The 20,714-nt window shown below is 69.9% G+C and carries 15 protein-coding genes; 7 read left to right on the forward strand and 8 right to left on the reverse strand.

Annotated elements, in window-relative coordinates; genetic code table 11:
• Positions 1-140: 140 nt before the first annotated feature.
• The 4 genes from ABT063_RS00005 to ABT063_RS00020 all read right to left on the reverse strand — a co-directional run bounded on the left by ABT063_RS00005 (position 141) and on the right by ABT063_RS00020 (position 5,300).
• Positions 141-1,808 carry a glycoside hydrolase family 13 protein gene (locus ABT063_RS00005; RefSeq protein WP_351054755.1) on the reverse strand — a complete coding sequence of 556 codons (1,668 nt, stop codon included), beginning with the start codon at positions 1,806-1,808 and terminating at the stop codon, positions 141-143.
• Positions 1,809-1,991: 183 nt separating this feature from the next.
• Complete coding sequence (locus ABT063_RS00010; protein WP_351054756.1) at positions 1,992-2,903, reverse strand: sugar ABC transporter permease; 912 nt, start codon at positions 2,901-2,903, stop codon at positions 1,992-1,994.
• A gap of 13 nt (positions 2,904-2,916) precedes the next feature.
• Positions 2,917-3,921: a carbohydrate ABC transporter permease gene (locus ABT063_RS00015; RefSeq protein ID WP_351054757.1), complete on the reverse strand. Its 1,005-nt coding sequence runs from the start codon at positions 3,919-3,921 to the stop codon at positions 2,917-2,919.
• Between the two features lie 110 nt (positions 3,922-4,031).
• The gene (locus ABT063_RS00020; protein WP_351054758.1) at positions 4,032-5,300 is read right to left on the reverse strand and encodes an extracellular solute-binding protein; all 1,269 of its coding nucleotides are present in this window, start codon (positions 5,298-5,300) and stop codon (positions 4,032-4,034) included.
• A gap of 417 nt (positions 5,301-5,717) precedes the next feature.
• Between ABT063_RS00020 and ABT063_RS00025 the strand changes: the two genes are divergently transcribed.
• Both ABT063_RS00025 and ABT063_RS00030 read left to right on the forward strand, forming a co-directional pair.
• Complete coding sequence (locus ABT063_RS00025) at positions 5,718-6,767, forward strand: LacI family DNA-binding transcriptional regulator (RefSeq protein ID WP_351054759.1); 1,050 nt, start codon at positions 5,718-5,720, stop codon at positions 6,765-6,767.
• A gap of 189 nt (positions 6,768-6,956) precedes the next feature.
• Positions 6,957-7,835: a phosphatase PAP2 family protein gene (locus ABT063_RS00030; RefSeq protein WP_351054760.1), complete on the forward strand. Its 879-nt coding sequence runs from the start codon at positions 6,957-6,959 to the stop codon at positions 7,833-7,835.
• A 45-nt stretch (positions 7,836-7,880) separates the two neighbouring features.
• Here ABT063_RS00030 and ABT063_RS00035 read toward each other — a convergent pair whose 3' ends face one another.
• A complete protein-coding gene (locus ABT063_RS00035) occupies positions 7,881-10,877 on the reverse strand; it encodes a bifunctional [glutamine synthetase] adenylyltransferase/[glutamine synthetase]-adenylyl-L-tyrosine phosphorylase (RefSeq protein ID WP_351054761.1) in 2,997 nt (998 codons plus the stop codon).
• Positions 10,878-11,034: 157 nt separating this feature from the next.
• Here ABT063_RS00035 and ABT063_RS00040 point away from each other — a divergent pair, with 157 nt between their 5' ends.
• The 4 genes from ABT063_RS00040 (at position 11,035) to ABT063_RS00055 (ending at position 13,577) form a co-directional block, all read left to right on the forward strand.
• Entirely contained in the window at positions 11,035-11,544 is a 510-nt protein-coding gene (locus tag ABT063_RS00040) for a pyridoxamine 5'-phosphate oxidase family protein (protein ID WP_351054762.1), read from the forward strand.
• A 46-nt stretch (positions 11,545-11,590) separates the two neighbouring features.
• Positions 11,591-12,031, forward strand: coding sequence for a VOC family protein (locus tag ABT063_RS00045; RefSeq protein WP_351054763.1), 441 nt, complete (start codon positions 11,591-11,593; stop codon positions 12,029-12,031).
• Positions 12,032-12,125: 94 nt separating this feature from the next.
• Positions 12,126-12,641: a hypothetical protein gene (locus tag ABT063_RS00050; protein WP_351054764.1), complete on the forward strand. Its 516-nt coding sequence runs from the start codon at positions 12,126-12,128 to the stop codon at positions 12,639-12,641.
• A gap of 93 nt (positions 12,642-12,734) precedes the next feature.
• Positions 12,735-13,577 carry an MBL fold metallo-hydrolase gene (locus ABT063_RS00055; RefSeq protein WP_351054765.1) on the forward strand — a complete coding sequence of 281 codons (843 nt, stop codon included), beginning with the start codon at positions 12,735-12,737 and terminating at the stop codon, positions 13,575-13,577.
• A 52-nt stretch (positions 13,578-13,629) separates the two neighbouring features.
• On the opposite strand, the gene ABT063_RS00060 is transcribed toward ABT063_RS00055, so the two are convergent.
• Both ABT063_RS00060 and ABT063_RS00065 read right to left on the reverse strand, forming a co-directional pair.
• Positions 13,630-15,003 carry an NsdA family TPR-like regulatory protein gene (locus ABT063_RS00060; RefSeq protein ID WP_351054766.1) on the reverse strand — a complete coding sequence of 458 codons (1,374 nt, stop codon included), beginning with the start codon at positions 15,001-15,003 and terminating at the stop codon, positions 13,630-13,632.
• 638 nt (positions 15,004-15,641) lie between these two features.
• Entirely contained in the window at positions 15,642-16,103 is a 462-nt protein-coding gene (locus ABT063_RS00065; RefSeq protein ID WP_351055216.1) for a GNAT family N-acetyltransferase, read from the reverse strand.
• A 426-nt stretch (positions 16,104-16,529) separates the two neighbouring features.
• Here ABT063_RS00065 and fxsT point away from each other — a divergent pair, with 426 nt between their 5' ends.
• Positions 16,530-18,572 (forward strand): FxSxx-COOH system tetratricopeptide repeat protein, encoded by a 2,043-nt coding sequence (gene fxsT, locus ABT063_RS00070; RefSeq protein ID WP_351054767.1) that lies wholly within the window; start codon positions 16,530-16,532, stop codon positions 18,570-18,572.
• Between the two features lie 67 nt (positions 18,573-18,639).
• On the opposite strand, the gene ABT063_RS00075 is transcribed toward fxsT, so the two are convergent.
• On the reverse strand, positions 18,640-20,394 hold the full coding sequence (locus ABT063_RS00075) for an NAD+ synthase (RefSeq protein WP_351054768.1): 1,755 nt from the start codon (positions 20,392-20,394) through the stop codon (positions 18,640-18,642).
• Between the last annotated feature and the right edge of the window lie 320 nt (positions 20,395-20,714).

Raw genomic sequence — 20,714 nt, forward strand, 5'->3', positions numbered from 1 at the left:
TCCGCATGCCGCTCTTTGACGGGTCTTTTGCCTACGTCGCCGCGCCAGTCTTTGTTTTCCTTCTGGCCGCGCGGTTCGGGGGTCGCCCCCCCACCGGGGCGGCAGACCCCTGGAGTGGGCGAAGCCCGCCTGCGGGATCGTCAGGCCGTCGTCCACCACACCGTCGTGTCGGCCGGAACCTTCGCCTCGCCGTCCGTCTCGGCCACTTCACCGCTGGCGAGCAGCACGCGGCCGTAGGCCGGAGTCGTCACCGACTCGCCGCTGGTGTTCGCCACGCAGACGAATTCCCCGCGGCGGAAGGCGAGGACGCCCTCGGGTGCCTTCAGCCATTGCACCGCGTCGCCCGTGCCCAGGTCGGGCTGCTCGCGGCGGATGGTGAGCGCGGTGCGGTACAGCTCCAGGGTCGAGCCGGGGACTCCGGTCTGTGCCTCGACGCTCAGCTCGCCCCAGCCCTCCGGCTGCGGCAGCCAGCTGCCTCCACTGCCGAAGCCGTACGACGGTCCCGTGCGCGTCCACGGGATCGGCACCCGGCAGCCGTCGCGGAAGCCGTCCTGGCCCGCGCCCCGGAAGTAGGCCGGGTCCTGGCGCACCTCGTCCGGCAGGTCGACGACGTCCGGGAGGCCGAGTTCCTCGCCCTGGTAGACGTACGCCGATCCGGGCAGCGCCAGCATGAGGAGGGTGGCGGCTCTCGCTCGCCGCAGGCCCAGCTCGCGGTCGCCGGCCAGGCGGATCTGGGTGCCGAGGCCGGGCGGGTTGGCGAAGCGGGTGGCGTGGCGGGTGACGTCGTGGTTGGACAGCACCCAGGTGGCGGGGGCGCCGACGGGGCGCATGGCCTCCAGGGTGCGGTCGATGACCTCGCGCATCTCCTCGGCGTCCCAATGGGTGCTCAAGTACTGGAAGTTGAATGCCTGGTGCAGCTCGTCGGGGCGCACGTAGTTCGCGGTGCGTTCGATCGTCGGGGTCCATGCCTCGGCGACGAAGATGCGCTCACCCGCGTACTCGTCGAGGATTCGGCGCCACTGCCGGTAGATCGCGTGCACGCCGTCCTGGTCGAAGAACGGCATGACATCGTTGCCCAGCAGCTTCACCTGGTCGTGGGCTCCGAGGTCCGGCAGGCCCTCCGCCTTCACCAGGCCGTGGGCCACGTCGATGCGGAAGCCGTCGACGCCCATGTCCAGCCAGAAGCGCAGGATGGAGCGGAACTCGTCGCCGACGGCCGGGTGTTCCCAGTTGAAGTCGGGCTGCTCGGGGGCGAAGAGGTGGAGGTACCACTCGCCGTCCGGCACCCTGGTCCAGGCGGGGCCGCCGAAGATCGACTCCCAGTCGTTGGGCGGCAGTTCGCCGTTCCTGCCCTTGCCGGGGCGGAAGTGGTACCGGTCCCGCAGCGGGGAGCCGGGGCCTTCGGCGACCGCCCGCTTGAACCACTCGTGCTGGTCGGAGGAGTGGTTGGGGACCAGGTCGACGATGATCCTCAGGCCCAGCTCGTGGGCGTCGCGGATGAGGGCGTCGGCGTCGAGCAGGTTGCCGAACATGGGGTCCACCGCCCGGTAGTCGGCGACGTCGTAGCCGGCGTCGGCCTGCGGCGAGGCGTAGAAGGGGCTGAGCCACACGGCGTCCACGCCGAGGTCGCGCAGGTACGGGAGGCGGGTACGGATGCCCTCCAGGTCCCCCATGCCGTCGCCGTTGCTGTCGGCGAAGCTGCGCGGATAGACCTGGTAGATCACCGCGTCCCGCCACCAGTCGCGGCGCTTGGCGACGGTGGCGATGGCGGAGCTCGGGGCCGAGTCGGCGGAGTGCTGCTGGCTCATGGCGTCCTTGGTGCGATGGGGGTCCCCCCGCTCGAGCGCAGTCGAGAGTGGGGAGGGGTTCGGGTCATTGAGCTTTTCGTATGGCAAGCGGGTGATGAGGCGGCCGCGGTGTCAGCGGGGTCGGAGGACACCGCGACCGCCACCCGCGCGGCAGGCGCGCGGGAGACTGTCGTTTTGCGCAACTCAGCCCTTCGTGCCACCCGCCGTGAGTCCGGTCACCAGGTTCTTCTGCACGAAGTAGAAGAACGCGGAGACTGGTATCGCGACCAGCACCGCGGTGGCGGCCATGAGGTTGCGCTGGGCGTCGTGCTCGCTGACGAAGGTCTGCAGACCGACGGCGAAGGTGTACTTCGTGTCGGACAGCATGAACGTCGACGCGAAGGCGACCTCACCGAAGGCCGTGAGGAAGCTGTAGAACGCGGCGACCGCCAGGCCCGGCTTGGCGAGCGGCAGGATCAGCCGCGCGAACGTGCCGAAGGGGGTCAGCCCGTCGACGCGTCCGGCCTCGTCGATCTCGAACGGGATGGTGTCGAAATAGCCCTTCATCAGCCATGCGCAGTACGGAACGGTGGTCGTGCAGTACACGAGGATGAGGCCAAGGTAGCTGTCGATGAGCTGAAGATCCGACAGGATCTGGTATATCGGCACCACGAGTACGGCTACCGGGAACATCTGGGTGACCAGGAGTATCCACATGAACTTCTTGTAGCCGGGAAAGCGCATGCGCGAGACCGCGTAGCCGGTGGTGGCGGAGATGATCACACCGATGGCCGTGGTGCCCAGGCTGACGGTCAGCGTGGACTGCAGCCAGTCGAAGAACTTCGTCTCCCGCAGGACGAACGTGTAGTTGTCGAACGTCATCTTGCCCCAGATACCGCCTGGGTGCAGGTAGTCGTCCTTGTCCGGGCCGAGGGACAGGAAGACCAGCCAGGCGACCGGGAAGAGGGCGATCAGGCTCGCGACGATCAGGATGCCGTGGGAGGCGAGGCGGGCGGCGGGGGTGCTCTCGCCGCGGCGGCGGACCTTGCGCGGCGGGGTGGCCGTGGAGTCCCGCCCGGTCGCCTCGGCGGAGGTCTCGACAGTGGTCGTACTCATGGGAACTCCTGCCTCAGATCGCGAGCTGCTGCTCATTGCGGTTCAGCCAGCGGCGGTAGAAGGAGGTGAAGACGATCAGGATGGCCAGCAGCAGGATGCCGTAGGCCGCCGACTGCGCGAAGTCACGCGGCTGCTGTCCGAAGCCGAGGTAGTACGCCCAGGTGACGAGGATCTGGGCGTCCGGGGCGGTGTTGCCGAACAGCAGGAAGATGATGGTGAACTGGTTGAAGGTCCAGATGACGCCGAGCAGGACGACGGTGGAGCTGACGGAGCTCAGGCCGGGCAGGGTGACGTACCGGAAGCGCTGCCAGGCGGTGGCGCCGTCCATCTCGGCTGCCTCGTACAGCGAGGAGTCGATCGACTGCAGGCCCCCGAGCAGCGACAGCATCATGAACGGCACACCGCACCAGGTGTTGACCATGATCGCGGTGAACCGCTGCCAGAAGGTGTCCTCCAGCCACTGCGGTGTGGGCAGGTGGAGCGTCTCCAGGAAGGAGTTGATGATGCCGCCGTCGGCGAGCATGAACCGCCAGCCGAAGACGGTGACGAAGGTCGGCACGGCCCACGGCAGGATCAGGATCATCCGGTAGAAGGTGCGGCCGCGCAGCTTCTGGTTGAGCAGCAGGGCGAGACCGAGGCCGATCGTGCAGTGCAGGGTGACGCAGAGCGCCGTCCAGACGACCGTCCAGACGAAGTGCGACCAGAAGCGGTCGTAGGCCGTCTCGCCCCACAGGATGTCGGCGTAGTTGTCGAGGCCGATGAACTTGTAGGTGGCCTCGATCTCGTTGACGCCGATGGTGCGCGCGGAGTTGAGACTGTTGGCGTCGGTGAGCGTGAGGTAGAAGCCGTACGCCAGGGGGTAGAGCACGAGGACGCCCAGGACGATCGTCACCGGGGCGATCATCGCGTAGGCGTACCAGTGTCTCTGGTAGCCGTGCTTGATGCGCCGGCCCAGCCCGGGTTTCGGCGCGCGGTCACCGCGGCGCTTGCCGGTCGCACGGTCGATGGCGACTGTCATGGTTCGACAACCTTCTCGAAGGTCTGCGGATCAGGGGGTGGGCCGTGCGCAGGCCGGTGGCCGCCGGATCTCTCCCCCCATTTCATGGGAGATCCGACGGCCACTCGGGTTCACTTGGCGAAGTCCGGGACCAGCTTGGCGATCGCGGTCTCGGCCTTGCCCAGGCCCTCGTCCAGGGACTCCTTGCCACCGGCGATCTGCGGCAGCTCGATGTCCAGCGGGCCCCACAGGGAGCTGTACTCGGGCAGCGCCGGGCGCGGCTGGGCGGCGGGCAGGACGCCCTGGAAGCCGGCGATGCCCGGGTCGGCCTTGACCTCGGCGGTGTAGGCGTCGTCGCGGGTCGGCAGCGTGGAGTTCTTCAGGGCGATGGTCTCCTGGGACTTCGCCGAGGTCATGAAGTTGACGAACTTCAGCGCCGCCTTCTGGTGCGCGGAGTCGGAGCCCGCGTACACCGACAGGTTGTGGCCGCCGGTCGGGGCGCCCGCCTTGCCGGTGGAGCCGGCCGGGACGGTGGCGATGCCCAGGTTGGTCTTGTCCTTGAAGGCCGAGCCCTTGTAGAAGTTCGTGATCTCCCACGGGCCCTGGATGATCGAGGCGACCTTGCCGCTGACGAACGCCTCCTGGATGTGGGCGTAGGCGTCTGCGGTGGTGTCGGCCTTGTGCAGGCCCTTGCCGTCGAACAGGCTCAGCCAGGTCTCGTAGCCCTTCTTGGCGGGGGCCGAGGCGACGGTGACCTTCTTGGCGGCAGCGTCGACGGTGTCGGTGCCCTCGCCGTAGAGGAACGTCTGCGCGTAGTAGGCCTGGGTGGAGCCCCAGTAGCCGTCGACGCCGGTCTTGTCCTTGATCGTGGCGGCGGCCTTCTTCAGGTCGTCCCAGGTCTTGGGGGCCTCGACGCCGGCCTTCTGGAACAGGGCCTTGTTGTAGACGAGGGCGAGGGTGTCCGTGGTGAAGGGGACGCCGTAGGTCTTGCCCTCGTACTTGGCCTGCTCGATCAGGCTGGGCTGGAACTTGTCCTGCTCGGCGAGGGCCTCGGTGCCGTCCAGCGGCAGGAAGTAGCTCTTCTTGGCGAAGGCGGGGGTCCAGCCGACCTCGGAGCGCAGGATGTCCGGGGCGCCCTTGGAGCCCGCGGCGGTGTCGAACTTGTTCTCCGCCTGGTCGAAGGGGACGTTGACGTACTTGACCTTGATGTCCTTGTTGGCGGCCTCGAAGTCCTTGATCAAGGCCTGGTACGTCGGCGCCTCGTTCGTGGCGTTGGAGGTGTCCCACCAGGTGAGGGTGACCGGACCGTCGGCCGAGTCGCCGCTGTCACTTCCGCCGCAGGCCGTCGCCGCGAGGGCGAGGGACGCCACCAGCGCGGTGGCCGCTATGCCACGCCGCATGAGTTCTCCTTGAGGGTGAAAGCCCGTGTGCCGGGAGGAAGCGACCCCGTCTGCCGCTCCTGCCTGGGTGCCGACCGCGCCGATGGGGGCCCCTCCCGCTCGAGCGAATTCGAGAGTGGGGGCCGCCGCCGGGCGACGTGAACGTAACAGCGATGTAAGGCTTGCGAAAGTCCTTGCAGCAAAAAAATGCAAGAGATCTTCGAAGTTATTCGTGCGTGACCCGACGGCGACCGTCGTGAGACGCTTATTTACGGTCGTAGAGCGGGAGGGACGGCCTGTGCAAGACTCTGCAAGCTCTTGCCATCACTTTCACGAGGGAGCGCGATGACCCAGCAGCCCGGACCGGGCCGGTCAACAGGTCGCCCAGGGCGCCGGATTGGTGTGCAAGGCAACACCTGGCCGGTACAGTCCCACCCTGTGACCACACGGCTTGCCGACATCGCTGCTCAGGCGGGGGTGAGCGAAGCGACCGTCAGCCGCGTCCTCAACGGGAAGCCGGGCGTCGCCGCCACCACCCGCCAGTCCGTGCTGGCCGCCCTCGACGTGCTGGGCTACGAGCGCCCGGTGCGTCTGCGGCAGCGCAGCGAGGGTCTGGTGGGCCTGATCACCCCGGAGCTGGAGAACCCGATATTCCCGGCCCTGGCCCAGGTCATCGGCCAGGCGCTGACCAGGCAGGGCTACACGCCCGTCCTGGCCACACAGACCCCGGGCGGCTCCACGGAGGACGAGCTCACCGAGATGCTCGTCGACCGGGGTGTGGCCGGCATCATCTTCGTCTCCGGTCTGCACGCGGACACCTCAGCCGACATGCAGCGCTATGAGCAGCTGCGCGCGCAGGGCGTGCCGTTCGTGCTCGTGGACGGCTTCTCGCCGAAGGTGCAGGCGCCGTTCATCTCCCCCGACGACCGGGCGGCGATGACGCTGGCGGTCACGCACCTGGTGTCGCTGGGGCACACAAAGATCGGTCTGGCACTGGGCCCCAAGCGTTTCGTGCCCGTGCAGCGCAAGATCGAGGGCTTCGTGCGCACCATGCAGGACCAGTTGGGCCTGAGCCCGGACGCCATCGAGGCGGAGCTCGTCCAGCACTCCCTGTACACCCTGGAGGGCGGCCAGGCGGCGGCCACCGCGCTGATCGACCGTTCCTGTACGGCGGTGGTGTGCGCCAGCGACATGATGGCGCTGGGCGCGATACGGGCGGCCCGGCAGCGGGGTCTTCAGGTCCCGAAGGACATCTCGGTGGTGGGCTTCGACGACTCCCCCTTGATCGCCTTCACCGACCCGCCGCTGACGACGATCCGCAAGCCGGTCCCGGCGATGGGCCAGGCGGCGGTCCGCACGCTGCTGGAGGAGATCGGCGGGACGCCCGCGCCGCACAGCGAGTTCGTGTTCATGCCGGAGCTGGTGGTGCGCGGCTCCACGGCTTCGGCGCCCGGGGACCGGGTTCGCCATCAGGACGTGGGACGCTGACGTGGCTCTTGGGGCGATCAAGCTGAGGTAACCCCTAGGGCGACCAAGTCGTCCTCAAGGCGGAGAATTCGCTCTTTCCGCAGTGCGCTGGTAGTAGGTTGCGGGGGTCTTCCGGGCGTAGGAGGTGCGGTCCGGACCCGACCGGAGGATGATCGGTCGGGTAGGGCTTTTCTGGCAGACTCTGTGCCTATGGGTGAGACGACCGTGACGCCGCAGGAAGGCCTCGAAGAGGCCGTTCCGCACCCCGTCACGGCCGAGACCGGACAGCCGCGGCAGGGGGGCATACAGCGACTGCGCACCCCGCGCCGCCCTCGTCTGTGGTTCGAGATCCTGCTGATCGCGGTGAGTTACTGGACGTACTCACTGATCCGCAACGCGGTCCCGGAGCAGAAGTCCGAGGCACTGCGCAACGCCGACTGGATCTGGAAGGTCGAGCACCACCTCGGTATCGCCGTCGAGGAGTCGGTCAACCACGCCGTGAACTCGGTGACCTGGCTCATCATCGGCATGAACTACTACTACGCGACACTGCATTTCGTGGTGACGCTCGGTGTGCTCGTGTGGCTCTACCGCAGCCATCCCGGCCGGTACGCGGCGACCCGCATGGTGCTGTTCGCGACGACGGGCGTCGCCCTCGTCGGTTACTACCTGTATCCGCTGGCGCCGCCCCGCCTGATGAACGGCGGCGGCTTCATCGACACGGTCATGGTCCACCAGACGTGGGGTTCGATGGCCTCCGGCGACCTGAAGAACATGTCGAACCAGTACGCCGCGATGCCGTCGATGCACATCGGCTGGTCCCTGTGGTGCGGGCTGACGATCTTCGCGCTGGCGTCCGTGCCATGGGTGCGGGTGCTGGGGCTGCTCTACCCGACGGCCACGCTGGTGGTCATCGTCGCCACCGCCAACCACTTCTGGCTGGACGCGGTGGGCGGCATCGCGTGCCTCGCCTTCGGCTTCACGGTGGCGTGGGTCTGGTACGGCACCCTGCCGTATGCGCTGCCGCGCCTGGTGGCGGCTCGGGGGGCGAGCGGGGCGCGGCTGCCCGCGCCGTCGCGGGCGGGCTGAGCGGGAGCGGCTGGAGCCGGGCGCACTGCCGTCAGCCGCGCGCCGTCAGCCCCCGTAGAACAGTTCCTCCACCACGCCCCGCGCCCGCCGCGCCGTACGCCGGTAGTCGTCCAGCATGTCTCCCACATGCCCCGGGCCGTACCCCAGGTACCGCCCCACCGCGCCAAGCTCCCGCGCCTCCGACGGGAACGTGTCCGCGGCCCGTCCCCGCACCAGCATCACCGCGTTGCGCACCCGCGTCGCCAGCACCCATGCCTCGTCGAGGATCCCGGCGTCCTCGTCCGAGAGGAGGCCGGCCGCGCGGGCGGCGGCGAGGGCGGTCCGGGTGCGGGTCGTGCGCAGACCGGCCACGTCCGACCCGTGTCGCATCTGGAGCAGCTGGACCGTCCACTCGACGTCGGACAGCCCGCCGGGCCCGAGCTTGGTGTGCAGCTTCGGGTCGGCGCCGCGCGGCAGGCGTTCGACCTCCATGCGGGCCTTCAGACGGCGGATCTCGCGTACGGCGTCGTCGCCGAGGCCCGCCTCCGGGTAGCGGAGCGGGGCGATCAGCTCGACGAAGCGCCGGCCGAGCTCCTCGTCCCCGGCGACCGGCTCGGCCCGCAGCAGCGCCTGCGACTCCCACACCAGCGACCAGCGGCGATAGTAGGCCTCGTACGACTTCAGCGTCCGGACGAGCGGCCCTGACTTGCCCTCCGGCCGCAGGTCCGCGTCGATGAGCAGCGGCGGGTCGGAGCTGGGGATCTGGAGCAGGCGGCGCATCTCGGAGACGACCTTGTTGGCCGCCTCGGAGGCCTGACGTTCGTCGACTCCGTCGCGCGGCTCGTGCACGAACAGTACGTCGGCGTCGGAGCCGTAGCCCAGCTCGTGCCCGCCGAAACGTCCCATGCCGATGATCGCGAACCGGGTGGGCAGCGTCTCCCCCCAGCCGTCCCGGACCACGGCACGCAGGGTGCCCGCGAGGGTGGCGGCCGTCAGGTCGGACACCGCGCCGCCGACCCGGTCCGTGAGCGCGCCCCGGTCGGCCTCGACGGGCTGGGCCTCGGTGCCGTAGGAGCCGACGATGTCCGCGGCGGCCGTACGGAACAGCTCGCGGCGGCGGACACCGCGCGCGGCCGTGACCGCCTGCACCGCGCCGTCCGCGCGGCCGACCGCGGCGAGGATCTCCTGCTCCAGGTGGGCCCGGCCGCGGGGTTCGAGGCCGCCCCCGTCGCCGTCGCCGAGGAGCGCCACCGCCTCGGGCGCGCGCATCAGCAGGTCGGGGGCGAGCCGTCCGGCGGACAGCACGCGGGCCAGGTTCTCGGCCGCGGCGCCCTCGTCCCGCAGGAGCCGCAGGTACCAGGGGGTCTTGCCCAGCGCGTCCGACACCTTGCGGAAGTTGAGCAGTCCGGCGTCCGGGTCGGCGGAGTCCGCGAACCAGCCGAGGAGGACCGGCAGCAGCGTCCGCTGGATCGCGGCCTTGCGGGTGATGCCGGAGGCCAGTGCCTCCAGGTGCCGCAGGGCCGCCGCCGGGTCCGCGTACCCGAGCGCGACCAGCCGTTCCCGGGCCGCCTCGGGGCTCAGCCGGGCCTCCCCGGGGGCGAGTTGGGCGACGGCGTCGAGCAGTGGCCGGTAGAAGAGCTTCTCGTGCAGCCGTCGTACGACGCTGGTGTGCCGTTTCCACTCGCGGGTCAGCTCGGCCACCGGGTCGGCGCGCAGGCCGAGGGAGCGGCCGAGGCGGCGCAGATCGGCCTCGTCCTCGGGGACGAGGTGGGTGCGGCGCAGCCGGTAGAGCTGGATGCGGTGCTCCATGGAGCGCAGGAAGCGGTAGGCGTCGTCGAGCTGGACGGCGTCGCCGCGGCCGACGTAGCCGCCGGCGGCGAGGGCCTGGAGGGCGTTGAGGGTGGTGCCGCTGCGGAGGGAGGCGTCGGCGCGACCGTGCACCAGCTGGAGGAGCTGTACGGCGAATTCGACGTCCCTAAGGCCGCCCGGGCCGAGCTTCAGTTCGCGGTCGATCTCCGCGACCGGGATGTTCTCGACCACCCTCCGCCGCATCTTCTGCACGTCGGGGACGAAGTTCTCGCGCTCGGCGGCCTTCCAGACGAGGGGTTCGAGGGCTGCGACGTACTCCTCGCCGAGTTCGGCGTCGCCGGCCACCGGGCGGGCCTTGAGCAGCGCCTGGAACTCCCAGGTCTTGGCCCAGCGCTGGTAGTAGGCGAGGTGACTGCTGAGCGTGCGCACCAGCGGACCGTTTCTGCCCTCGGGGCGCAGATTGGCGTCCACCGGCCAGATCGATCCCTCGACGGTCGTCTCCGAGCAGATGCGCATCATGTGCGAGGCGAGCCTGGTGGCCGACCGCAGGGCCTTGCCCTCGTCGGCCCCGTCGACGGCCTCCCCCACGAAGATCACATCGACATCGGAGACGTAGTTGAGCTCGTGGCCGCCGCACTTGCCCATCGCGATGACGGCCAGCCGGCACAGCGCGGCGTCCTCGGGCGCGGCGGCGCGGGCAATGGCGAGCGCGGCGCGCAGGGTGGCGGTGGCGAGGTCGGCGAGTTCGGCGGCGGTCTCGGCGAGGTCGGTGGTGCCGCACACGTCGCGGGCGGCGATGGACAGCAGGCAGCGCCGGTAGGCGACGCGCAGGGAGACCGGGTCGGTGGCCTCCGCCAGGCCCCGCTCGAACTCCTCCACCCCGGGGTGGAGGTCGCTCGGTTCGTACATGACCAGCGCGTGCCAGTCGCCGGGGCGCCGGGCGAGGTGGTCGGCGAGCGCGGCGGAGGCGCCGAGGACGCCGAGCAGCCGGTCACGCAGCGGCTTGGCCGCTATCACCGTGTCGAGCAGTTCACGGCGGGCGGTGTGGCCGGACTGGGCCTCCAGCAGCCGTACGAGACCGTGCAGGGCGAGGTCCGGGTCGGCGGTCGCGCCCAGCGCGTCGAGCAGGATCGGGTCGTTCCTCAGCGGCGCGAGCTCCGCGCTGTCGAGCAGGCGCTCGGCGGCGGAGGGATCGGTGAAACCGTGCCGCAGCAGTCGCGTGAAGGTACTGCTTCTGCGCCCCGGCGCCGTCATCCCCGGCCTCCCGTCCGATCAAGGTCGTACGCGCCCGAGCCTAACCGGAGAGCTGGTGGGAAGCGCCGGGTCGGGTGGCGATGAGTTCCGCGGGCGCGGAGAGTCTGGACCGGGAAGGCATGGGAACGCGGGGTTACAGAGGCATGGAGGACGACCGATGAGCGAAAAGGAACCCGAGACCCGCCTGGACGCGCGCTACAGCGACGAGGCGGCCACACCGATCCCCTGGGCCGACGCCGAGGCGCTGATGGCCTCGGCCGAGCTGTTCTGGATCTCGACGGTACGGCCGGACGGACGGCCGCATGTGACACCGCTGCCGGCGGTCTGGGCGCACGGCGCGCTGCACTTCTGCACGGGCCCCGAGGAGCGCAAGGCGAAGAACCTCGCGCACAATCCGCACGTCGTGCTGACGACCGGCACCAACATCTGGGACAAGGGCTACGACCTGGTGGTCGAGGGCGAGGCGGTGCGCGTGTCGGACAACGGGAGGCTGCGCGAGCTGGCCGCCGGGTGGGAGGCGAAGTACGGCGATTTCTGGCGCTTCGAGGTACGGGAGGGGTATTTCCACCACGGCTCGGGGCACGCCGTCGTCTATGCGGTGGCGCCGCGCACGGTTTTCGGCTTCGGTAAAGGGGAGCCGTTCAGCCAGACGCGGTGGCGGTTCTGACGTCTGGCATCCGACCTCGAGCTCGAGCTCGACGAGGGAGTCACGCATGGACATGAGCCTCGAAGTGGTGTTGCTGCCGGTCTCCGACGTGGACCGGGCCAAGGAGTTCTACCGGGACAAGGTCGGTTTCCATGTGGATCTCGACGACGAGGTGATGCCGGGGGTGCGGATCGTGCAGCTGACCCCGCCCGGCTCCGGCTGTTCCATCGCCATCGCCGACGGGCTGGAGGTCCCGACGGGGATGCCGCGGCCGGGGACGTACCACGGACTGCAGCTGGTCGTCACGGACGCGAAGGCGGCCTACGAGGAGCTGACCGGGCGCGGCCTCGACATCAGCGAGCCGCAGCAGTTCGCTCCGCAGGACGGCGCGACCTTCATGTACTTCAAGGACCCGGACGGCAACGGCTGGGCGGTCCAGGAATACCGTCGCCGGGCCACGGAGCCGCTGCACCAGCTGCTGGCGGACTTGGCGGCTCGGCAGGGGTAGCCGGGACCGGAGGCCGGTCCCGGGTACGGCAGGCGCCGGAGTGGCGGGGCAGTGCCGGGACCGGTCCCCGAGGTGGGCCCTTACTCTGCCGGGCATGCGAAGCACACCGTTGCTGTGTACCGCGATCCTCGCGGCCGCCGTGGCCGTCTCCGCCTGCGGCACCTCCCAGGAGTCGGCGTCTGGACCACGCGTCTCCTCGTCCCCGGCCCGCTCGCCCTCCGCGCCGCCCTCCTCGGCCGCCGCCTCCTCCGCCTCGGCCTCGGCCTCCGCCGAGTCGCGGGCCGACTTCTGCCTTCGCCTGAATACGTTCTCCGCAGCTGCCGGCCCGGTCTTCGACCTGGCAGCCTTCGACCTCGCGACCGGCGAAACGCCAAAGAAGCGGGACGGCGTGATCACTTCCGTCAATGCCATGGCGTTGACGGGCACCCAGCTGCTGGACCAGGTACCGGCCAACTTGAACGACGACCTGCGCACGGTCGTCCTGGCGGCGGCCGAGGCGAAAAGGGAGCTGGCCACCGACGCGCCGGCCGCTGATGCCGTCGACGGCCTGCTCACCGAGAAGGTGTCGGCGGCACGGGAGGCGGTCACCGCCTACCGGGGGCCTTGTTGAACCATGCGCGGGAGGCCCCCGGCACTGTGCGGTGGTGCCTGCGCCCATGACGTGCGCAGGATGGAGTGAAGGACGAAACGAGGAGGCGGGGCCATGACCACCGCCGAAGGAATCTTTGAGCCGAAGGTCGAGCCGTACCGGGTCGCACCCGAGACCTATGTCATCCCGCAGCTGCTGGAGGCGCCGCCGGTCGGGATGTTCTACGTCAACTCCATGGTCATCACCGGCAGCGAGCCCGTGCTCGTCGACACCGGTGCGCCGTCGAACCGGCAGCAGTGGCTGGATCACGCCTGGAACCTCGTCGATCCGGCTGACGTGCGGTGGGTCTTCCTGACCCACGACGACCACGACCACGCGGGTAACGTCCGCGAGGTCATGGCCACCTGCCCGAACGCCACCCTGGTCACGACCTGGTTCTCGATGGCCCGCTACGCCATCGACACCGAGGAGTTCTGGATGCCGTTCAACCGCTCCCGCTGGGTGCGCGACGGCGAGAGCTTCACCGCCGGGGACCGCACGCTCCTCGCGATCAGGCCGCCGTTCTTCGACAACCCGACCACGCGCGGGCTGTTCGACCCCACGACGCGGGTCTACTGGGCGGCCGACACCTTCGCCACAGCCCTCCCCCACCCCGCCGAGAACGCCGCCGACCTGGACCGGACGGCCTGGCGCGAAGGCATGCTCCTGGGCAACCGGCTGAACCACCCATGGCATCTGTGGCTGGACGCCGGGAAGTTCAACAAGCACGTGGACCGCGTCCAGGACCTCGACATCGACACCGCGGCGTCCTGCCACGGCCCCGCGATCCACCGCGATCTGATCGACGAGGCGTTCGAACTCATCCGCAAGGTCCCGGAGCTGCCGTACTGGGAGGAGCCGGGGCAGGACTTCCTGGAGGGAATCATCGCGGCCACGGCGAAGCCGGTGGTGCCGTAACGGGACAAGGCCGACGGCAGGTTCTCGGTACGGCACCGTCCAACCGGCAAGGTCAGCCACCCAGCGCGTCCATCAGGTGGTCGTCCAGGTCGGCCACCCAATCCTCCCGCCGCCACGGCCGCAGCTCCCGCCGAGCCTGCCGCAGGCGTAGCGCAGGCACTCGCCCGCCCGTGGTGGACGCCGCAGCCACGCACTGGTGCAGCAGCTCCGCCGCGGCGCGCGGCTCGCCGAGCCGGATCCGGGCGAGCGCCTGATCGGTGGTGACGATCGCCCGCTGGACCTGCTCGCGAGGCGCCGACAGCACCTCCGCGGATCGCTCGAACCGGTCGTGCGCCGCTGCCGAGTCGCCGACGTACAGCTCGCACACGCCCTCGAAACCCCGGAGGTGTGCGCTCGAGCAGCCGGTCGGGGCGGGCTCATCGGCACGGCCCACCTCGATGTCGTACCAGGCGAGGCCCAATGCGGTCTGTGCCTGTTGGTCGTGCCCGGCCCGGGCCGCGAACTCCGCTTGCAGGGCATGTGCGCGGGCCCGCACCAGCGAGCTCTCTCCGGTCCGCGCCACATGGACCGCCTGGTCGACGAGACGCCGCGCTTCGACGAGCCTCTGTGCGGAATAGAGGGTGACGAGGGCGTGGCTCATGTGGACGCCGGCCTGCAGCCATGGCTGCGCCAACAGCCTTGCGTGCCGGGTGGCGTCCGCGTACAGGGCATGGGAGACGGTGTCGTCCCGGGTCTCGAACGCCAACCGCCCGGCCAGCATGAACGCGGATACGGCAGCCTCCCGCAGCCGAGGCAGGAGCGGCTCGGGAACGGGCCCCGCAAGCAAGCGCCGCGCGGCATCGACTGCGGGAGAAAGCAGGAGCCGGAGGCGCGTCATCGGCAGACTTCCGACCTGGGCGTTGACATCCGAGACGACCGAGGAGAGCCCGCTGATGGTGAGTTCGTCCGTCTGCGACGGGTCCGCAAGGGCGGCGGCGAGGCCGGCCTGCGTTCCGGGAGCGAGCAATGCGAGCATCCCGCCGCCGACGTCGGTCGCGGCACGCAGGACGAAGGTACGCAGCTCCGCTGTCCGCCGTTCGCTCTCCCCGAGCAGGCCGAGCACGTGCAGATACTCGGCGAAGTCGCTTCCGACGCCGAGCTGGAGTTCCCCTGCTGGGGTCCGGGCGTACAGGTGGGCGAGCAGCAACTGGTACCGCTCGTCCGGCATCACGGGCTTGGTCGACTCCCAGCGCGCGACGGACCGCTGGACGCTGGCGAGCGAGGGAAGAGAAGGCTGATGCAGATCCTCGGCGAGCGCGACGAGCGCCCGGGCGAGGCCGGCCGGCGACAGCCCGCGCCGTTTCCTCAGGCGCTTGAGCGCCGCTGCCCCCGCACCTCTGAACTGATCGCTCCCGAGGTGGAAGAGCTCACCCGCCGACTGCCGCACGACGACGACCCCCGCGGCTGCGCCATCGTCCGCGTCGGCGAGGCGCGGCTCAGGCTACGAGCGGAAACGACGTACGGGTACCGATGGACGCCGCCCATGCCCGAGGTCTGGCACGTTCTCTGAACGCCTTGTGCAACCACTACGTGGCTCTGAGGAATCGGTGCTCAGACGGCGACGAGCATGTCGCCTGGGAGGATCGGGAGTTGGCCCCATACGTGCGAATGCTGTACCACTGCTCGGGGTGTGGGACCTGCCGAGGCGTGAACGAGGCCGGCGAAGCCACGTCCAAGTGCACGATCGCCGACCGGCTCTACGAGGAGTAAAGGAACGGGGATCTGTCGTGAGGTTCTGCGGACGCTGCGACCGGCCGATCCGGGACGACGAGCCGTACACGACGTACGACATTCCTGGGGCCTCCCTGGCAGGCACGACTGTTTATCTGCACGCAGCTGTGCACGAGGGTGGCGACCCAGACCTTCCCGGCACCCTTGTACCGTCGGCGGTAGCTGCGGCCCCGCCGCCAGCCCATTAGCGCCCCCGGCGGTGGCGGGCAGGGCGGCCACGCAACTGGTCGCCCGCTACCGCGCCGGACTCCACCTCGCCTCACTCATTCTCTGGCTCCGCGCACCCCGACGTGATCAATTGCCAGTCGGGACACAGGCCGCCGGCTTGCGCACCATGAACACGTCCACCGCATCCTCGGTCTCGACTGTGAACCCGTGCCGCTCGTACAGCCGTCGGGCCGGACTGCCCTGCAGCACGTTCAACCGGACAGGGACGCCACTGCGATCACACCGCTCCAGCAGCTCGCGCAGCACGCCCGAACCGATACCGCTGCCCTGAAGATGCGGGGCCAGGTAGAAGTGCTCCAGCCAGTGAGCGTCCTCGGCCCGGCGCAGCGCCACGCAGCCGGCGAACGCGCCGCCAACCTCGATGACCCAGGTGTGCGCCGGTTCGAACCCGTCCCGCAGCCGCTGCCGCACGCGCTCCTCGTCATACCGCCCGAGCCGTTCCAGATCCGCCCGCAGCACCACGGCACGCAGCTCTGCCACTGCCGCGACGTCCGACACCGACGCCGGCCGAATACCCCAGTCCACCATGATCGCCACGCTATCGCTCCGCCGCTGGACGGCCCGGAGAGGCCCAGCGCCAGTGAGACACCATGGGGCCAACGACAGCTCGAACCGGTCACCTCGGACCGGTACTCCTCCCACTCCTGCCGCTTGTTCCGCAGGAAGTGACGTCGGCCCGGAGCGACCTCACACGATCGACTTGGCAGCGTCGAATATCTGCATCAAATCCACTTACGACCTCGTGCACGGTTGGCCGTGGCGTCGAGGGTTGCGGTTGCTGACAGTGTTCACGTTGAAAGCCGCGGGCGAGAGCGGCAGTCTCTTTGGTCAGCGTCGTACCCGATGCCGCCGGCCCGCTGACGTTGGTCGATTCCCCTCGGGCGGTGCCGCTCCTGGGATAAGATCACGCCGGCTGTTGATCGTCGCGGTCGCCGTCGTACCGAAGAGGGAGCCATGTGGCGAACGCTGGCCAGCGCGGTGGCCGGGTTGCTCGTGCTGTTCGTCGGCAGTCTTGCCTTCAACGCGGCGTCTGGGCAGAGCCGCTGGCCGGGGCCGCTCGACTTTGTGCGTGTCCACCCGTGGGTGGTGCTCCTGATCCTGATACCCATGTCGTTGATCGGGCTGTGGCAGGCGCCGCGCCGCGACCGTACGCAGGGGCCGCGCCGGGACCGTGTGCAGGACCCGCTCGCGCCCGTGGCGTACCGGCTGCCGCCGCGCAACACCAACTTCACCGGCCGCGACGCCACGCTGCGGGAGTTGCGGAAGCGCCTCACCTCGGGGAACGACGTCGCGATGCTGGTCGTGCACGGGCTGGGTGGCGTCGGCAAGACTCAGCTCGCGGTCGAGTACGCCTACCGGTACATGTCGAAGTACCGGTTCGTCGCGTTCGTGGACGCCGAGCAATCCGATCTGGTGGCGTCGCAGTTCGTGTCGCTGGCCAGGGAGCTGGGGCTGGCGGACGTGAGCTCCGACCAGGTCATCCCACGGGTGTACGGCAAGTTGCTGGACCGCAGGCCCTGGCTGATCATCTTCGACAACGGAGAGAAACCGGGCACGCTCACGCACGCGCTGCCGTCGGGCGGCCTGGCGAGCAACGGCCATGTCATCGTCACGACCAGGGTGAGTGGCTGGTCGAGCAGAGGCGGCGTCATCGACCTGGATGTGTTCACCAGGCGAGAGTCGGTGGAGCTGCTGGTCCGGCGGGTGCCCGGCATCACCGCGGCGGTGGCGGACCGGATCGCCGAGCAACTGGGGGACCTGCCCCTGGCGTTGGAGCAGGCGGCCGGGTACATGGGCTACAACCACACAGCGCCCGAGGAGTACCTGACGCTGCTGACGACGCGGCTGGAGGACATGATCGCGCGGGGCGAGCTGGCCGACCGGCCTGCGGTGGTGGTCGCGACGCTGTGGCAGCTCAGTGTGCGAAGGCTGGAGACGGACCAGCCCCAGGCGGTGAGGCTGCTGGAGCTGTGTGCCCTGCTGGCGCCGGAGCCGATCCCGCTGGACCTGTTCACCGGCAGCCCCGAGATGCTGAACGGAGCCGCAGCCGACCCGCTGGCGTGGGACACGACGGTCGGCGCCCTGGCTGGTCTGGGGCTCGCGAGGCGCGGGGACGCGTCCCTGGTGCTGCACCGGCTGGTTCAGGCCGCCATCCGGGCCGCGATGCCGGACGAGGTGCACACTGACGCTCGGGTCCAGCTGTGTCGTGCGCTGCTCGCGACTGTGCCGCACGACATCCACGGTGACCCGGATGCCGGGCCGCGGTGGCAGGAACTGCTCCCGCACGTCATTGCGGTGACCAAGGACGATCCACCGGCCGAGTGCGCCGCGGAGACGGCGGTGCTGCTGAGGCTGGCGTCGGAGTTCCTCCTCCGGATCGGGGATCCCTCGCTGGCGCTGCCCCTGTGTGAACGTGCCCTCGCGATCGACGAGTCGCTCGAGGGCCGGGATGCGGAGGCCGGCTTCGACCTGATCACCCTGGCGCAGATCCACAAGGACCTCGGCGCGTCGGAGAGGGCACGCCCGCTGGCGGAGCGCGCGCTGCGCCTGCACGAGTCCAGCCTGCCGGCGGACAGTCCCGCCATCGCGACGGACCTGGCCACGCTCGCGCGGATACTGTGCCTTCTCGGTGAACACCGGGCGGCGCGGCCACTGGCCGAGCGGGCGCTGCAGATCGACGAGGCGGCGTACGGGCCGGACGACCCGTACGTGAGCTTCGACCTGATAGCCCTGGCGAACGTCCACGTTGACCTCGGCGACCACGCCACGGCCGTGCCGCTGATCTCGCGGGCGCTGCGGATCCGCGAGGCCAGATACGCGCCGGACCACCTGTACATCGGGTACGTCCTGCTGTTCAAGGCACGAGTCCTGCACACGTTGAACGACCCGACCGCGGCGGACCTCGCGCGCCGGGGTGCACAGATCCTGCAGACCCAACTGGGCAAGACCCACCCCAAGACCGAGGATGCGTTCGCTCTGGTCAACCGTCTACGTTGACGACGCCGTCTCAGTTGCCGACGAGTTCATCAGCGACGCTCGTCGGGCACGGCCCGGCAAAGCCCCGTCACACCGACTCCCGCCACCCGTTCGTGATCGGCAGCCGCCGGTCCTTGCCGAACCCCTTCGCCGAGATCTTCGTACCCGGCGGATACTGCCGCCGCTTGTACTCCGCCGTGTCCACCATGCGCAGCGTCTTCGTGACCAGCTCATGGTCGTAACCGGCCGCGACGATCTCGTCAGCGCCCTTGTCCCGGTCGACGTACAGCTCGAGGATCGCGTCCAGCACCGGATAGTCCGGCAGCGAGTCCGTGTCGACCTGCCCCGGCCGCAGTTCCGCGCTCGGTGGCTTGGTGATCGAGTTCTCCGGGATCGGCGGGGTCTGGCCCCGCTCCCGCGCCGCCTTGTTGCGCCAGTTCGCCAGCCGGAAGATCCACGTCTTGTACACGTCCTTGATGGGCCCGTACGCGCCCACCGAGTCGCCGTACAGCGTCGAGTACCCCACCGCCAGCTCCGACTTGTTGCCGGGCGCGAGCACGATGTGGCCCTCCTGGTTGGAGATCGCCATCAGGAGTGTGCCGCGGAGGCGGGACTGGAGGTTCTCCTCCGCCAGCCCGGTCAGGCCCACCGACCCCATGTACGCATCGAACATCGGCTCGATCGGCACCGTGCGGAAGTTCAGCCCCGTACGACGGGCCAGCTCCGCCGCGTCTCCCTTCGAGTGCTCGGAGGAGTACTTCGACGGCATCGACACGCCGTACACGTTCCGCGCGCCCACCGCGTCGCACGCGATCGCCGCGACCAGCGCCGAGTCGATACCGCCCGACAGGCCGATCAGGACCGACTTGAAGCCGTTCTTGGTGACGTACGCCCGCAGGCCCACGACCAGCGCCGAGTAGACCTCCTCGTCGTCGTCGAGGCGGTCGGCGTAGCCGCCGGTCAGCTCCGGCTCGTAGGCCGGGAGCGGCTCCTCGGAGAGCACCACCCGGTCGATACGCAGACCGTCGTCCACGACACCGGTCGGTGCGTTCGCCGAGGCAGCGGGCAGGTCCAGGTCCAGGACCACACACCCCTCCGCGAACTGCGGCGCCCGCGCGAGCACCTCGCCGTCGCGGTCGACCACGATCGAGTCGCCGTCGAAGACCAGCTCGTCCTGCCCGCCGATCATGGCGAGGTAGGCGGTGGTGCAGCCGGCCTCCTGGGCCCGCTTGCGGACCAGTTCCAGGCGGGTGTCGTCCTTGTCGCGCTCGTACGGCGAGGCGTTGACGGAGAGCAGCAGCCCGGCCTCGGCGGAGCGCGCGGCCGGGACCCGGCCGCCGTCCTGCCAGAGGTCCTCGCAGATGGCCAGAGCCACGTCGACGCCGTGCACCCGCACCACCGGCATGGTGTCGCCGGGCACGAAGTAGCGGAACTCGTCGAAGACGCCGTAGTTGGGCAGGTGGTGCTTGGCGAAGGCCAGGACCACCTCACCGCCGTACAGCACCGCCGCCGCGTTCCGCGGCGCGCCGGGCGGCTGGCCGAACCTCGGCTGGGCGGTCTCCGAGCGGTCGAGGTAGCCGACGATCACCGGCAGCTCCCCGAAGCCCTCGTCGGCGAGCCGGCCGGCGAGGCCGCGCAGGGCCACGCGGGACGCCTCCACGAAGGACGAGCGCAGGGCCAGGTCCTCCACGGGATACCCGGTCAGCGCCATCTCCGGGAACGCCACGAGGTGCGCTCCCTGCTCGGCTGAGTGCCGGGTCCAGCGGAGGATCGTCTCGGTGTTCCCGGCGAGGTCACCGACGCGTGAGTCGATCTGGTTCAGGGCGAGACGTAGTTGAGGCACGGGCCCAGTGTAATCGTCAGTACGACGCGATGGGGTGGCGCGGAGTGTGGGCCACCCCACGCGCGCGTGCCCGAGGACGCCTAGCACAACCCGCCCGAAACCGTCGCCGTTCCGCTCGAACCCGGACGGCCCGCCCACCCCCTGCACTACGACTGACCCCGGAACACCGCACCTGGGGGACCCATGAGCAACTGGCCGCTGATCGCCGTCGCCTTCACCGCCGCCGCGACGAGCAACCTGGCCTTCGCCCTCGCCCGCCGCCACCGGCTCCGGCAAAGGGCGCGCGCACGAGAGCGCCCGCTCCCCGACGAACGCCGTCG

The sequence above is a fragment of the Streptomyces sp. NPDC002838 genome (assembly GCF_040295365.1).
GTDB lineage: Bacteria > Actinomycetota > Actinomycetes > Streptomycetales > Streptomycetaceae > Streptomyces.

Coding starts and splice junctions, on each gene's coding strand:
- ABT063_RS00005 (WP_351054755.1), bottom strand. CDS start 1,808: ATGAGCCAGCAGCACTCCGCCGACTCGGCCCCGAGCTCCGCCATCGCC.
- ABT063_RS00010 (WP_351054756.1), bottom strand. CDS start 2,903: ATGAGTACGACCACTGTCGAGACCTCCGCCGAGGCGACCGGGCGGGAC.
- ABT063_RS00015 (WP_351054757.1), bottom strand. CDS start 3,921: ATGACAGTCGCCATCGACCGTGCGACCGGCAAGCGCCGCGGTGACCGC.
- ABT063_RS00020 (WP_351054758.1), bottom strand. CDS start 5,300: ATGCGGCGTGGCATAGCGGCCACCGCGCTGGTGGCGTCCCTCGCCCTC.
- ABT063_RS00030 (WP_351054760.1), top strand. CDS start 6,957: ATGGGTGAGACGACCGTGACGCCGCAGGAAGGCCTCGAAGAGGCCGTT.
- ABT063_RS00035 (WP_351054761.1), bottom strand. CDS start 10,877: ATGACGGCGCCGGGGCGCAGAAGCAGTACCTTCACGCGACTGCTGCGG.
- ABT063_RS00040 (WP_351054762.1), top strand. CDS start 11,035: ATGAGCGAAAAGGAACCCGAGACCCGCCTGGACGCGCGCTACAGCGAC.
- ABT063_RS00045 (WP_351054763.1), top strand. CDS start 11,591: ATGGACATGAGCCTCGAAGTGGTGTTGCTGCCGGTCTCCGACGTGGAC.
- ABT063_RS00050 (WP_351054764.1), top strand. CDS start 12,126: ATGCGAAGCACACCGTTGCTGTGTACCGCGATCCTCGCGGCCGCCGTG.
- ABT063_RS00055 (WP_351054765.1), top strand. CDS start 12,735: ATGACCACCGCCGAAGGAATCTTTGAGCCGAAGGTCGAGCCGTACCGG.
- ABT063_RS00065 (WP_351055216.1), bottom strand. CDS start 16,103: ATGGTGGACTGGGGTATTCGGCCGGCGTCGGTGTCGGACGTCGCGGCA.
- fxsT (WP_351054767.1), top strand. CDS start 16,530: ATGTGGCGAACGCTGGCCAGCGCGGTGGCCGGGTTGCTCGTGCTGTTC.